Here is a 14,257-nt window from a genome sequence, read left to right as displayed (position 1 = left end):
CCCTGCTTCATTTATTTATTTCAATGGTATCATTTGAAGCGGCTTCTTTCATCCATTTCGTTAAATCCGAGACAATTTGCCGATTTATTCTCGGAGGAAAATAATGTGTATAGTCCTTAAGGTACCACACATCGACGCTCTTGCCGAGATCCTGCAGCCTGGTTCTTAATAGATTGGCATGTTCAACCGAAACGTTCTTATCCTTCTCACCATGAATAATTAGAACGTTACATGGTATTTTTTCAATTTCATACAAGGGTGTACGGGCTTTATATTCATCCGGCACCTTATTTGGCGTACCTCCAATGACCCTTTTCAGCATTCTTCTTAAATCAATTCTCTCTATGTAAGTCAGGACCATATCGGAAACTCCACCCCACGTGACAAGTGAAGCAGCGTCCTGGCAGTATATAGCTGTCCACAGTGCCATAATCCCACCTCGAGAAAATCCAAAGATATGAACCTTTTTGGGATTAACCTTTGGATGTTGTTTTAAAAGTTCAAAACCTGCAATAGCATCCCAACGATCTTCTCCTGCAAAATCTTCCTCTCCTTCTCCACCCTGGTTGCCACGATAAAAGGGAGCAAAAACAACAAATCCCTGACTTGCGAATTGAATGATACGCCCCGGACGGACCTTCCCAACATTTTTAATTCCTCCGCGTAAATATAAAAATCCGGCCAGTATTTCATCTTTTTTTGGCTCTGCTAAGAGCCCCTTAACCATTAATCCATTCGATAAATACGTGACAATATATAGATTTATATCCGGATGTGGCGATGGATATCGACTTCTATCTACGATACTACCTAACGATGATTTTACTTCATCCATAATCCGGGCTCCTTTACAAAGTTCTATAGGCATTCACACAAATATATACCATACATACAATACGATTAACTACACTTTGGCATACATACTGCCTACTAAGGAGGAAATTCCCTTGAAACATTATCTTAAAACCAGCTTCTTCTGTATGCTGTCCATTCTGCTCATCTTTAGTTTATCGGCCTGTAAAGAAAATAAGCCGACTGAAGAATTGACAAAAGTTAAAGTAGCAGAAGTCACACGTTCTATTTTTTATGCCCCTGAATATGTCGCCCTGGCCAAAGGATTTTTTAAGGACGAAGGGCTTGATGTAGACCTGCAGACTGCATGGGGCGGTGATAAGACAATGACTACTCTACTGTCAGGCGGGGCTGATATCGTGCTTGTTGGCTCAGAAACTTCTATTTATGTTCATGGACAGAATTCAAGAGATCCTGTTATTAATTTTGCCCAATTAACTCAAACAGATGGAACTTTTCTTGTTTCCAGAGAAAAAATAGAGGAATTTGACTGGAACATGCTAAAAGGCAGTACATTTCTCGGACAGAGGAAAGGCGGTATGCCACAAATGGTTGGAGAGTTTGTACTGAAAAAACACGGCATTGATCCTCAGAAGGATTTGAAATTAATTCAAAATATTGATTTTGCCAATGTTGCCAACGCCTTTGCTTCAGGAACAGGTGATTATGTACAGCTATTCGAACCTCAGGCAAGTGTTTTTGAAAAAGAAGGAAAAGGACATATCGTTGCTTCCTTTGGAAAAGAATCCGGCCATGTTCCATATACCACCTTCATGGCAAAGGAAAGCTATATGAAGGAAAATGAAGATATCGTCAAACGTTTTACAAAAGCGATTTATAAAGCACAAAAATGGGTTGAAGAAACAGATTCCGCTGAAGTAGCAAAAGCGATTCTCCCATATTTTGAAGATACAGACGTAGAGATTATTGAAATGGCCATTGACCGTTACAAGTCACAGGAGTCCTTTGCCCTAAATCCAATCCTTGATGAGGAAGAATGGTTAAACCTGCAGGATATCATGAAAGAGGCAGGAGAAATCGAATCCTACATCGATCATAAAACACTCGTAAATACTGAAATTGCTGAAGAAGTTTCAAAATAGGAGATAAGGAGGCAGGGATTATGCCTTTATTGTCGATAGAGAATGTATCTCATCTCTATTTATCTAAATCGCAAGCATCGATTGCTTTAGAGAATATATCAATGAGTATTGAGGAGGGAGAATTTATCTCCTTCCTTGGCCCAAGCGGCTGTGGTAAAACAACCCTTCTATCCATTATATCCGGTCTTTTTAAGCCAACCGAAGGAAGTGTTAAGCTATACGGGAAGGATGTCCTGGTCCATCGCCAGGATATCGGATACATGCTGCAGCAGGATTATTTATTTCCCTGGAAGACCATTAAAGAAAATATATTGATTGGATTAAAATTGTTAAAGCAGCTCGACCAAAAGCACGAAGAACAAACCATATCACTATTGGAGGAAATCGGCCTGAAGGATGTATTGACTAAATTTCCAAGGGAGCTATCAGGAGGAATGCGCCAACGAGTTGCCCTAGTTAGAACTTTGGCCACTAACCCTACCCTGCTCCTCTTAGATGAACCTTTTTCTGCTTTAGATTTACAAACCAAGCTAAAGCTCGAGGATATCGTATCAAGCACATTAAAGTCGTTTAAAAAAACGGCTATATTAGTTACTCATGATATAGGAGAAGCAGTAGCCATGAGTGATCGTGTCTTCCTCCTCTCTCCAAAGCCGGGAAAAATTCATAAAGAATTTGATATTCCAAACGAGTTAAAAGGATTATCCCCATTTGATGCAAGAAACCATCCAGTCTTTTCAGATGTGTTCCAGCTTATATGGAAGGAGATGGAGCAGCTTGACGGATAATAAACTTAAAATTAATACTCTTCACAAGAACTATATCCACCAATTAAAAACCAACCAGCGTAAAGTATGGCTGTATCAGGGTGTTATATTTGTTTTATTTTTCGCTCTCTGGGAAATCGCCAGCCATTTTTACTGGATAGATCCTCTCCTGTTCAGTTCACCTTCTAAAGTCATTGAATTGCTGGTTGAAAAAATACAGGATGGCAGTCTTCTCAGCCATCTCGGACTTACCGTATTCGAAACAGTTATAAGCTTTATTTTGGGTACGCTGCTAGGGACACTGCTAGCTGTTGCCTTGTGGTGGTCTCCAATGCTTTCAAAGGTGCTGGATCCCTATTTAGTCATTTTCAATGCCATGCCTAAGGTTGCCCTTGGACCCATCATTATTGTGGCGATGGGCCCTGGGTTAACATCCATTATCACCAATGGAATCATTATCTCAGTTATCGTAACGACCATAGTCGTCTACACGAGCTTCAAGGAAATCGATCCCAATTATATAAAGGTGATGGAGACGTTTAATGCTCGCCGGATGCACATCTTCAAGGAAGCTGTCCTGCCGTATTCCTTTCCAGTCATTATATCGACACTAAAGGTTAATGTCGGTTTAGCCTGGGTTGGTGTCATAGTTGGAGAATTTCTTGTTTCTTCACAGGGGCTTGGCTATCTAATCATTTATGGATTCCAGGTGTTTAATTTCACCCTTGTCTTAATGGCATTACTCATTATAGCTGTTTTTGCAACGATTATGTATAAAATGGTCGAGTTTGTTGAAGCTAAGTTAATCCGCGACCGCTTACCATAAGGATTTTAACCGGTTTACTTTATTCAGACATATCAAAATAACCTGATCCTTCATAATGAAACTGTATTGGGTGCTCGTTTGAAAATCATGTGGAAGTTCCGACAGCAAAACGGGCCCTTCTGTTTCCAGATAGTCTTCTTTTCTCGTGATGGCAGTAAGCTCGGCATAAAATACTGCTTTAATAAAAGAACCCGCTGGGTCAAGTACTTTATACTCGCCAATGGGAATTAACTGCTTTAATTCTCCCCCTGTCTCTTCAAATACTTCGCGTATGGCGGCCTGAACAGGGGATTCATTTTTTTCTACCTTGCCCCCGGGAAATTCAAGCCCTCTTTTCGAATGGTTGGTAAGAACCCATTTCTCTTTATAGCGGCATATGACGAATACATGACGAGCTTCTTTTTCAAACTGACCTTGTACATCATGAAAATAGACATCATTTCCATGGATATCCTTAAATATTTCCATCTATCTCTACACTTCTCTCTTAATTATTTCTTTCAATTATAGCAAAACTGACTCTTATATCATTTATTAGGAATAAATCAATTAGAAGCTTACTTTTACAGCACACTTTCATAAAAATATAACAAATATAGCCAAGAAGGATGGAATCAATAATATTTTCAATATAAGTAGAGTACATTTATAAAGGTTGGGGTAAATAATTACTATATGAATCGTGATTTAAAAATCGAAAGGAGTTCTTAGCAGTGAATTTCATTGATGAATTATACCAATTGTATCGAGATAAATTAACCGGCGACGATGAAGATATTGATATTTTGGCTTTAGCCGTTTTAGAACAGCTAGATCGTAAAGATGTTATGCAATTAATTAACGAACTGGAAGATCGGGAGCTATATAATTTAATGGGGATATACATAATTGATAGCCTTAAAAAGCGCTTTGCAAATGATGATGTACAGCCGCCTGTATCAAAATATTTGCATTAAAATAGGATTACATAGCGAAACCTTCTAAAAATAGGAGGTTTTTTTGATTTGTTAAACTATATCCACAGAAACCCCGAGCACCGATACGTTGATAAGGGTCATTTCAAAGTAACAGCAATGGTATAATAGAGGTATAAAGACTAAGGGGGAAGCATATGGGGATGACAGGAATATTTATAATAGGGGCAATTATTATCGTCCTTATAATAGGGATTACTGCACTTGTTACAACAAAAGCATACGAATACAAGCACACTATTGATCCATTAGATCAAAATCAGAATTTGAGTGGTAAAGATGAGATTCGCACATCTGAACCGCATGAATAAGCGAAAAAAAGAATCCCCAGATAAAAAGGGGATTCCATTTTATTTAGGCAAATACTTGTTTTAAATCTTCTTTGCTTTGTGTCAGCCAAAATCTCATTAACTTTTTTGCACCTTCAAGGTCATGAAGCTTGGCTTGACCGCATTGTTTTTCGTTAGCTGCAGGAATATCAGTTATCTCAACAGCTTCTTTCATCGTTTTATCAAGCACATCTATGATTTCTTCAACAGTCGGCTCACCGCTGACCACTAAATAAAATCCAGTTTGGCATCCCATAGGTGAAATATCAATGATATCAAAGTGAGAATAACCCTCAGAATATTTCCTGATATTAAACGCCAACAGATGCTCTAAAGTGTGAATCGCATCTGGCTTCATAGCCTGTTTATTTGGCTGGCAGAAACGAATATCGAATTTATTAACAACTCCATCGTTTCCTACTTTATGAACACCACAGTGACGAACATACGGGGCTTTAACAGCATTATGGTCCAATTCAAAACTTTCAACAGATGGCATTATAAAACCTCCTTTAATCTCATCCCTTATTTTACCTTTTTTCCATCAATATTTCATCCCTAAAGTTTGAAGTTTGCCCTTTCAGGCATTATGATATGGTTGTATCTAACCATTCTTAATTAAGGAAGTTCATATTATGAAAAAATTATTACTAAAACTAGTCCGTTTTTATCAAGTAGCTATTTCACCTATGAAGCCGCCAAGTTGTAGATTTTATCCAACATGTTCTCAATATGGCCTTGAAGCAATTGAGCGTTTCGGACCAATTAAGGGGAGCTGGCTAACCATAAAACGAATTTCTAAATGCCACCCACTGCATGCCGGCGGATTTGATCCTGTACCTGAAAAACAAGAAAAAAAAGACTCTTGATTTACAAGAAAAAGCCGTGTATCATACTAGATATGCAAATCGTAATCTTTTCGATTTATATTTTTACTCAATAAATCGTAATGAATACGATTAACAGGAGGATACTACTTTGAAAAAATTATCATTGATATTCGCACTCATACTTAGTGCATCTATTTTTCTTACCGGATGCAACAGCGATAATAGCAGGGCTAATACTCCAAATGAAAACCAGCTTTCAATTTATACAACTGTTTATCCATTACAGTATATGGCTGAGCAAATAGGTGGAGAACATGTAAATGTATCTTCTATCTATCCGGCAGGTGTAGATGAACATACATTTGAACCAACACAAAAGGATATTATTAATATTGCAGAGTCTGATTTATTTTATTATGTTGGATACAATTTAGAAGGCTTTGTAAATAACGTTACCAAAACATTGGGAAACGAAAATGTGGAAATGATAGCTATTGGTGAAAAAGTAAATCTTGATGCTCATGGACATGAAGATCATGAACACGAAGACGATGGCCATAATCACGGTTCAGTCGATCCGCATTTATGGATAGATCCACTATATGCAAAGGAAATGGCTGAACATATTAAAGATACACTGATTGAGAAGATGCCTGAACAAAAAAGTGTCTTCGAGGAAAATTACGAAACACTGGCTAAAAAGTTCGATGAGTTGAATACAGAATATACAAAGGTATTCAGCGAAGCAGCTCATGATGAATTCCTTGTTTCTCATGCTGCATTTGGATACTGGGAAGAACGTTATGATGTAGAACAAATAAGTGTCTCCGGTATATCTACATCCGAAGAGCCTACTCAAAAATCCCTTGAAAAATTAGTGGATACTGCCAAGGAACATCAACTTAAATATATTTTAGTTGAACAGAATATAAATAGTAAATTAACCGATATTATTAAAAAAGAGGCTAATTTAACAGCATTACCTATTCATAATCTATCTATCCTGACTCAGGATGACATTGATTCAGAACGCGATTATTTTTCAATTGCGAAGGATAATCTGGCTTCACTGCAAAAAGCCTTAAATGATTAATTACGTAAAAAGCTCGAATTCTTTTGGATTCGGGCTTTTTTCTCTTCCTGTATTTACTTCACATAAAAGAGATGAAAAGATGCATTCTATCAAGAGAAAGGAGAGATTTTTATGCCAAATGGCGTTAAATGCTCTGTGAATTCCTGCCACTTTTGGAAACAAGGGAATAAATGTGCAGCAGAAAAAATTCAAGTAAATATGTATTCAGAGGAACGTGCTTATAAAAGTGGCGATACTGGATGCAAAACCTTTCGCCCAGCTGACTTTTTATAAACGAAAGGCTGTCATAAATGGATATTAATCACATACTCAGAAGTTTTAACCAGGAGTTACAAAATGCCAATTCCTTAACATTTCCTATATGCGTGGACTCTTTTACAAATTATTGGAATACTGAGTTCGGATCCCTTGATGAATTACCAGAGGAAGTAGACCAGCTTATAGCCAAACGGGGATTGGAGTTAGGCTTACTGGAAGAAGAAATAAATTAAATAAAGAAAAGCGCCCTGTGACCCAGGCGCTTTTCCCTTAGTAACTTTTCTTTACTAATTCGACAACTTCTTTTTCTGCCACATTTGTAATTGCGGTTATAACTGATAATGGGAGTCCGCGACGCAACAAGATCTCAGCAATCAAGTATTGTTTTTTCGAACGAGCCATTTCTTCCCCGCCTTCTTATGTCTTTTTTTCCATTATACAGGATTTGATAGCTGAATTGAATAAGTCCAACACCCAATATTCAGAATTAACTAAAAAAATTAATTAACTCTCTTCTCACTATTTTGTTTGAAGCATTACGGGGTAATTCCTTACCCATTACTACTTTTTTAGGTATTTTATATCGTGCCAGCCTGGATTCACAAAATTCGATAATCTCTGATTGTTGTAAATGGCTTCCCGGATGGGGGACTATTACGGCAGCGGGAACGGATCCCCACTCATCATCATTAATGCCAATCACTCCCGCTTCTTTTACAAAAGGATGTTCGATCAAAACGGATTCTATTTCTGCTGGATAAATATTTTCTCCACCAGATATAATTAAATCAGAACGTCTATCAATGACAAACAAATACCCTTCCTCGTCGATATAACCGATATCACCCGTATAAAACCAGCCATCATGGAAAGATTCCGGTGCCCTTCCATGAAGATACCCTGGAGTTACATTTGGGCCTTTTACCGCAATCTCTCCCGGTACACCGCCTGCAGCCATCCTTCCATCCACAATAATTTTTATCTCACATGGTAATAATGGCTTACCGGCAGAGCCCAGTTTTCGCATTGCATCTTCAGGAGCCAGTGTGACGATTTGAGAGCATGTTTCTGTCATACCATATGTTTGAAAGACAGGTGTGTTTTTACCCGCAGCCTTTTTCAACAACGCCATAGGAGCTGATCCACCCCCTAACAGCATACAGCGAAATTGCTCAGGGTATGTCCTTTCTCCTAAATCTTCAAGCATTCTTGTCAATGTATTCGTCACAACCGAGCAGATTGTCACCTTCTCTTTCCAAATAGCTTCATTTGCATGCGTAGGGTCAAATCCTCTTTGCAGAACAGTCTCTATCCCATAAATAACTGATCTTAAAAGGATAGATAAGCCACTTATATGGAATAGTGGCATAAAACATAGCCATTTATCATCATCGCGCAACCCTAAATTTAAAGCAGATCCAATCGCACTCCAATAATGGTTTCCGATCGTTTGCTGAACGGCCTTAGGCTTACCAGTCGTACCTGATGTGTACATAATGGTTGCCGTTTGATTTAACGATATGTTCTTCTTTTCTTCAAACGAAATACCCTTAGCCTTCTGTAATTGATCCAGCCTGAGCACAGGAATATCCATTAACATTTCGTTCTCTGATATGAGAAAATTCGCCTGAGCATCTTCTACCTGCCACTCTTTCTCCCGATCTGTTAAACGAATATTCAATAGGACAATCTTGGCGCCAATCAAAAGAAGAGCATGTATAATAAAGACCATCTCCGGCCGATTCTTCATGTTAATTCCAATTACCTGACCTTCCACAACACCCAACTCCGTCAATTTTCCAGCGTATAAATGGGCCATTTCATATAACTCTCTAAATGTCCATTTCTCTCCCTCAAAAGAAAGAGCCGTACGCTCCGGAGTCACATATGCCCGTTGAATCAAAAACTGCGGAACAACCGTATCATGCATCAACATCTTTTCAACCTTCCCTCTGAACGCCTTCGTGATCTATCTGACCAACAAAGCGTTTTTAAGTACAAATACAAATTAACCTAATCACTCTAACTGATACTTACATGTACATAAAAACAGCCTGACGGTAGTCGTCAAGCTGTTTTTCGTTCTCCATTAAGGGAATCGCGGGAATTGGTCGAAGTCCGGATTACGTTTCTCTTTAAATGCATCGCGGCCTTCTTTGGCTTCGTCTGTTGTATAATAAAGCAATGTTGCATCGCCTGCCAGTTGCTGAAGTCCAGCCAATCCATCTGTATCCGCATTGAAAGCTGCTTTTAGGAAACGAAGGGCAGTTGGGCTCTTTTCGAGCATTTCCTCGCACCATTGCACCGTTTCTTTTTCAAGCTGCTCCAGTGGCACCACTTTGTTTACCAAGCCCATATCAAGTGCTTCCTGCGCATCGTATTGACGGCATAAGAACCAAATTTCTTTTGCTTTCTTATGGCCTACGATTCGAGCTAAATATCCTGCACCATAACCTGCATCAAAGCTTCCAACCTTAGGACCTGTTTGGCCAAAACAAGCATTTTCAGCAGCAATTGTTAAATCACATACAACATGCAGAACATGGCCTCCGCCAATAGCATAGCCTGCTACCATCGCCACAACTGGCTTTGGAATAACACGGATCAAGCGTTGAAGGTCAAGAACATTCAAACGCGGAATTTCGTCTTCACCCACATATCCGCCATGACCGCGAACCTTTTGGTCACCGCCAGAACAGAATGCCATGTCACCTGCGCCTGTTAAAATAATAGCACCTATTTCTTTATCATCTCTGGCACGGGAAAAAGCATCAATCAATTCCATTACTGTTTTTGGACGAAATGCATTGCGTACCTCTGGACGGTTGATGGTAATTTTAGCAATGCCGTTATATCTTTCATATAAAATATCTTCATATGTACGAATGGTTACCCAATCAAAAGCCATTTCTAATTCCTCCCTCTAATAAACTCACTTACTATTCTACCAAATATTTTGGGTTCTTCCACGTGTATTGCATGGCCAGTGTCATTTATTGTTTCAAATTGGCATATATTAAGGCAATTCTGCATTTTCAAGGCCAATTGAACGAACTTTTTATCCCTTGCTCCCGCTAGTAATAAAACGGGAAAAGCCAGCTCTTTTAATTCACTCCAAAATGATGGCTGGGAGCCTGTACCCATTCCCAACAAACTATTTCGCAAGCCAATACTGGTATGAGATACTCTCTCCTGTCTAATTTCTGCTTTCTTAGCATTTGACAGTCTTTCTTGTGAAGCAAATAACGGAATCTTCTCCCACTCATCTATAAATCTTTCTATCCCATATTCTTTGATACGTTCTGCCAATTGTGCATCACTATGAGCCCTGGATAACCGTTCTTCTTCACTCTCGAGACCTGGTGATGAACTTTCTAAAATGAGAGTCTGCACAAATTCAGGGTATAGAACAGCAAACCCCAATGCCAGTCTGCCTCCCATTGAATAACCAAGAATATGCACACTTTCGATATTTAAAGTGATTAAAATATCCTTAATATCTTTAGCAGCCTTTTGCATTTTATATCTCTCTGGATTTATAGGCGCTTCTGTCAGACCATGTCCTAATAAATCCAAACTGATAAATTGAAAACAATGCTTGTAATCCTGAATAAATGTATCCCAAGTCTTCATGGATCCCGTGAATCCGTGCAAAAGGAGCACAGGCTGCCCTGCTCCTTCCAACTGCACATGATACGTTACTCCATTAATGGACAACATGTGCTTATTCGCCATCATTCATCATTCTTATTTCCCGGGAAACATGCTGAACGACTTCCCTGTATCTTTTCACATCATAGGAACGGCTTGTACAAACTTCAACAATACGGAAATCCGGATTGGCTACCCAGTCCTGAATGGAATCAGTCACTTCTTCCCAAGTTTCCGGCTTTTTATAGTTTGCTCCATACAAAGCAGCTGTATGATTAAAGTGTAAGCCATGAGGCGTACCAAAAAGCTCTTCAAAATGTTTTTCTTCAGCAGACTGAGGCAGGTAAGAAAAGATTCCACCGCCATCATTATTCACGACCAGAACCAGAAGCTTTAATTGATACATTTTAGCTGCCAGGAAACCATTCATGTCATGAAATAAGCTGAGGTCTCCAAGTGCCAGTACAGTTGGTATTTCAGAGGAAGCGCTGATTCCTGCAGCAGTTGAGATAAGGCCATCTATCCCGTTAGCTCCCCTGTTTGCCAATATCCTAATCTGCTTAGTTGTTTGAAAGAAAAATGAATCTACGTTTCGAATAGGCATGCTATTGCCAACTACTAAGTTAGCTTTTTCCGGAAGTAAACTTTCCAATAGAGAAAATAATTTACCTTCCTGCATCCCTGTTTCATCCTGTATAGTCAGCAGCCCTTGTTTCGCCACTTCATTCATTCCTTGCCAAAGAGAAAGCCAAGCTCTTCTTTCTGTATTTTCATGTATAGTAAGACTTTCTTTAACCGAGTGACAGAAAGCCGCTTCATCACAATACACCATATGGGTACTTACTCCCGCTGGCTCTCTCCAGCCGCTGCCCCCATCTATTACAATATGATTTGTCTGTTTACACTTTTTCACAAATTGCAATACTGGTTTAGACACTGGCATTGCACCAAACCGAATAATTAAATCTGGTGTAATGTTCCCGTGAATTGCTTCTTCCTTAAGAAAAGTATCATATGTTTCAATTACGTGCTGATTTCCACCTGCCCTTAATTGCGATAAAGGATCAGCAAGAATCGGATATCCCGTTTCTTCAGCGAAATTCAAAACAGCTTCTTTAAAATCAGGTTGATCAATAGGACCACAAATAATAATTCCTTTTTCGCTTTCCTCAATTAAACGAAGATATGTATTCAACTGAGAATCAGCCAGCTTACGGTGTCCATGTGCAATATCGATACACGCATTTGAATGGTCCGTCCTGCGAATCCACTTTTCCATTTCGCTTAAAATTGGAATGAGTGGCTCTCGTAAAGGGAAATTAACATGAACAGGTCCGGCAGGCTCTAGGATTGAATTACTGATGGCTCTGCTCGCTACAGTGCGTGCATACTGGAGCATCATTTCTCCGGAATCAGGCAGAGACATTTCTACAAACCATTTCACATGCTTCCCATAAAGGTTTATTTGATCGATGGCCTGTGGTGCTCCAACATCTCTTAATTCATGCGGACGGTCAGCAGTAAGAACAATTAATGGCACTCTTGAATAATAGGCCTCCACGATAGCGGGAAAGTAGTTGGCAGCCGCTGTACCTGATGTACATAATAAAGCGACAGGCTTTCTCTTTTCCTTAGCCATCCCAAGTGCAAAAAAGGCGGCCGATCTTTCATCGATATTAATATGAACATTCATATCCGGATGTTCAGCCATACAATAGGCGAGTGGTGTAGATCTGGATCCTGGACTAATGACAACATCATTCACTTCCGCTCGGGCTAGTTCATCTACAAAGGATGCTATAAAAGCAGTTAGCTCTTCTTGGTGATTCATATATTCCTTCCCTCCAAAGCTGAAAGCATGGGTTTAAATTTCACTTTTGTCTCCATATATTCACTTTCAGGATTTGATTTTTCTACAATCCCACAGCCCGCATATAGAGATGCTTTATCCTTCTTTAATAAACCTGAGCGGATTCCTACAGAAAAATCACCATTTCCGTATAGATCCATCCATCCTATTGGAGCAGCATAAAATCCTCTATCCATACCTTCATATTTTTCTATTTTCTCCATAGCAATATTTCTTGGTGAACCTCCCAAAGCAGGTGTTGGATGAAGCAATTCCACAAAGTCCAAAACAGAAGTGCCAGGCAGACTCACACAATTTACCGGTGTATAAAGATGTTGTATATTTTTCAGCTTCATTAATACGGGAGCATCAGGAATATTAATCTCGATGCAATGCTCTTCCATCGCCTTTTTAATCATATTGACTACAAACTGATGCTCGGATCGATTTTTATCATCATTTAATAATTCATTTCCTAAGGCTGAATCAATTTCATCATCTTCATTTCTTGGCGTTGATCCTGCCAAACAAGCAGAAAATACAGCGGCCCCCTCTTTTTTTATCAGCCTTTCCGGAGATGCACCTATAAAACAATCATCTCCGGACTCTAGCCCAAAAATAAAGCTTCCGTTTTGCTGAACCATTAAATTTTCAAGTACTTTATAAGATGGAACTTCATCTTCAAATTGCAAACTTAATTCACGGGCCAGGACGATTTTCTCCATCTGTCCGTTTTGGATATCATCGACAGATTTTAATATAGCCTGTTTCCACTCTTCCACAATATGTTCTTGCTGTTCTAAGATAGCTGGCATTTCTTTTTGGCCGGAATCAGACATAGACAAAAAAGCATCTCTATCTTCGATAAATTGGCGTACCTCTTTATCTGACATATGAGGAGTCAAATAAATAGAGGAAGTTAAGTATGAACCGTGCTTTGTTTCTGTAATTAAAAACTTAGGTATATAAAATAAATAACTGCCAAATTGGCTCCAGGTGGAACCCGGCTCTGTATTTTTAGAGTTAAAGGAAAAACCGCCAAAGCATAAAGGTCCTGTGCCTTTTCCAGAGTTAACCCCATTTACAATAGCTGACTCCTTTAGGGCAGTCCATTTATCCTTAATATCCTTAAAACGTTTTTCTCCATTAGTAAGAGATTGTATCTTACGTGCTGTTCCAATCCCGGCTAAATACAATTCATTATCCGGATCTTTCCAGTAAAATCGCTCACCTTTATATAAACACTCACTTGATTGATAGATATCGATCGGTTTCTTATTGGTAATGGCCTCAACATGACTGAATAAGATTGGCATAGCAATCCTTTTTACTGTATGTAAGGCTTCAGTCAATCCCTGTTGAATATCTGTCATTTGCTTTATTGCCATTCAAATCCCTCCGTTGCTCCTATTTCCAATAAACCTATTTAAAGATACACCTGTAGAAATTAAGCTGTCAATTTTTGTAGTTTCTTAATTTTCATTTTAAAGCATATATTCTCATCATCATTTGATAGCGATTCCATTCCGTTTGCTCCCTGTATGGTATCTTCTATCCACAAAAATGAAGTTTATTCCATAAACAAATCATCAAACTTATTTTCCCTATTAATACGGATCCTTACTATTATAATATCTTTTTCTTAAAGCCTGAACCATTATGACTTTCTAATAGGTCTACTATAGAGGATAAATGTATTGACACTTGCTATAACATTTACCTACA

Annotated in this window: 18 protein-coding genes; 9 read left to right on the top strand and 9 right to left on the bottom strand. The window is 38.9% G+C overall.

All coding sequences use genetic code 11. The features are described from left to right. Positions 1 to 7: 7 nt before the first annotated feature. Positions 8 to 835, bottom strand: coding sequence for an alpha/beta hydrolase family protein (locus tag AC4D4A_RS13355; protein ID WP_490996353.1), 828 nt, complete (start codon positions 833 to 835; stop codon positions 8 to 10). A gap of 145 nt (positions 836 to 980) precedes the next feature. Between AC4D4A_RS13355 and AC4D4A_RS13350 the strand changes: the two genes are divergently transcribed. Genes AC4D4A_RS13350 through AC4D4A_RS13340 form a run of 3 tightly spaced genes read left to right on the top strand, consistent with a single transcriptional unit; the run spans position 981 to position 3,548 of the window. Next, positions 981 to 1,955: an ABC transporter substrate-binding protein gene (locus AC4D4A_RS13350; RefSeq protein ID WP_490996531.1), complete on the top strand. Its 975-nt coding sequence runs from the start codon at positions 981 to 983 to the stop codon at positions 1,953 to 1,955. Positions 1,956 to 1,975: 20 nt separating this feature from the next. Beyond that, positions 1,976 to 2,743: an ABC transporter ATP-binding protein gene (locus AC4D4A_RS13345; protein WP_490996352.1), complete on the top strand. Its 768-nt coding sequence runs from the start codon at positions 1,976 to 1,978 to the stop codon at positions 2,741 to 2,743. Next, positions 2,733 to 3,548, top strand: coding sequence for an ABC transporter permease (locus tag AC4D4A_RS13340; protein WP_490996351.1), 816 nt, complete (start codon positions 2,733 to 2,735; stop codon positions 3,546 to 3,548). Before AC4D4A_RS13345 ends, AC4D4A_RS13340 begins: the two co-directional genes overlap by 11 nt. Here AC4D4A_RS13340 and ytkD read toward each other — a convergent pair. Then, a complete protein-coding gene (gene ytkD, locus AC4D4A_RS13335; RefSeq protein WP_490996350.1) occupies positions 3,540 to 4,016 on the bottom strand; it encodes an RNA deprotection pyrophosphohydrolase in 477 nt (158 codons plus the stop codon). The genes AC4D4A_RS13340 and ytkD overlap by 9 nt on opposite strands. A gap of 245 nt (positions 4,017 to 4,261) precedes the next feature. Between ytkD and AC4D4A_RS13330 the strand changes: the two genes are divergently transcribed. Together AC4D4A_RS13330 and ytzI are read left to right on the top strand one after the other, a co-directional pair. After that, a complete protein-coding gene (locus AC4D4A_RS13330; RefSeq protein ID WP_066109196.1) occupies positions 4,262 to 4,504 on the top strand; it encodes a DUF6154 family protein in 243 nt (80 codons plus the stop codon). A gap of 155 nt (positions 4,505 to 4,659) precedes the next feature. Beyond that, complete coding sequence (ytzI, locus tag AC4D4A_RS13325) at positions 4,660 to 4,833, top strand: YtzI protein (RefSeq protein ID WP_490996349.1); 174 nt, start codon at positions 4,660 to 4,662, stop codon at positions 4,831 to 4,833. Between the two features lie 43 nt (positions 4,834 to 4,876). Here the strand turns inward: ytzI and AC4D4A_RS13320 are convergent, their stop codons facing one another. After that, entirely contained in the window at positions 4,877 to 5,350 is a 474-nt protein-coding gene (locus AC4D4A_RS13320; RefSeq protein ID WP_490996348.1) for an S-ribosylhomocysteine lyase, read from the bottom strand. 136 nt (positions 5,351 to 5,486) lie between these two features. On the opposite strand from AC4D4A_RS13320, the gene yidD reads away from it, so the two are divergent. From yidD to AC4D4A_RS13300, 4 genes are all read left to right on the top strand, one after another. Beyond that, positions 5,487 to 5,720, top strand: a complete 234-nt coding sequence (gene yidD / locus AC4D4A_RS13315; protein ID WP_490996347.1) for a membrane protein insertion efficiency factor YidD — start codon at positions 5,487 to 5,489, stop codon at positions 5,718 to 5,720. A 109-nt stretch (positions 5,721 to 5,829) separates the two neighbouring features. Next, positions 5,830 to 6,774 carry a metal ABC transporter solute-binding protein, Zn/Mn family gene (locus tag AC4D4A_RS13310; protein WP_490996346.1) on the top strand — a complete coding sequence of 315 codons (945 nt, stop codon included), beginning with the start codon at positions 5,830 to 5,832 and terminating at the stop codon, positions 6,772 to 6,774. Between the two features lie 111 nt (positions 6,775 to 6,885). After that, on the top strand, positions 6,886 to 7,047 hold the full coding sequence (locus AC4D4A_RS13305) for a DUF1540 domain-containing protein (RefSeq protein ID WP_077248189.1): 162 nt from the start codon (positions 6,886 to 6,888) through the stop codon (positions 7,045 to 7,047). 17 nt (positions 7,048 to 7,064) lie between these two features. Then, positions 7,065 to 7,265, top strand: a complete 201-nt coding sequence (locus tag AC4D4A_RS13300) for a hypothetical protein (protein ID WP_490996345.1) — start codon at positions 7,065 to 7,067, stop codon at positions 7,263 to 7,265. A gap of 37 nt (positions 7,266 to 7,302) precedes the next feature. Here the strand turns inward: AC4D4A_RS13300 and AC4D4A_RS13295 are convergent, their stop codons facing one another. The 6 genes from AC4D4A_RS13295 to AC4D4A_RS13270 all read right to left on the bottom strand — a co-directional run bounded on the left by AC4D4A_RS13295 (position 7,303) and on the right by AC4D4A_RS13270 (position 13,920). Further along, entirely contained in the window at positions 7,303 to 7,434 is a 132-nt protein-coding gene (locus AC4D4A_RS13295; protein WP_257469186.1) for a hypothetical protein, read from the bottom strand. Between the two features lie 85 nt (positions 7,435 to 7,519). After that, on the bottom strand, positions 7,520 to 8,962 hold the full coding sequence (locus AC4D4A_RS13290; RefSeq protein WP_490996530.1) for an o-succinylbenzoate--CoA ligase: 1,443 nt from the start codon (positions 8,960 to 8,962) through the stop codon (positions 7,520 to 7,522). 159 nt (positions 8,963 to 9,121) lie between these two features. Beyond that, entirely contained in the window at positions 9,122 to 9,940 is an 819-nt protein-coding gene (gene menB / locus AC4D4A_RS13285) for a 1,4-dihydroxy-2-naphthoyl-CoA synthase (RefSeq protein ID WP_490996344.1), read from the bottom strand. A 2-nt stretch (positions 9,941 to 9,942) separates the two neighbouring features. Further along, on the bottom strand, positions 9,943 to 10,767 hold the full coding sequence (gene menH / locus AC4D4A_RS13280) for a 2-succinyl-6-hydroxy-2,4-cyclohexadiene-1-carboxylate synthase (protein ID WP_490996343.1): 825 nt from the start codon (positions 10,765 to 10,767) through the stop codon (positions 9,943 to 9,945). Beyond that, entirely contained in the window at positions 10,757 to 12,514 is a 1,758-nt protein-coding gene (menD, locus tag AC4D4A_RS13275; RefSeq protein WP_490996342.1) for a 2-succinyl-5-enolpyruvyl-6-hydroxy-3-cyclohexene-1-carboxylic-acid synthase, read from the bottom strand. Before menD ends, menH begins: the two co-directional genes overlap by 11 nt. Continuing rightward, positions 12,511 to 13,920 (bottom strand): isochorismate synthase, encoded by a 1,410-nt coding sequence (locus AC4D4A_RS13270; RefSeq protein WP_490996341.1) that lies wholly within the window; start codon positions 13,918 to 13,920, stop codon positions 12,511 to 12,513. The genes menD and AC4D4A_RS13270 overlap by 4 nt, the downstream gene beginning before the upstream one ends. Positions 13,921 to 14,257 lie beyond the last annotated feature (337 nt).

The sequence above is a fragment of the Pradoshia sp. Z5_111 genome (assembly GCF_058267535.1).
This window is presented reverse-complemented; position numbering and strand designations above follow the sequence as displayed.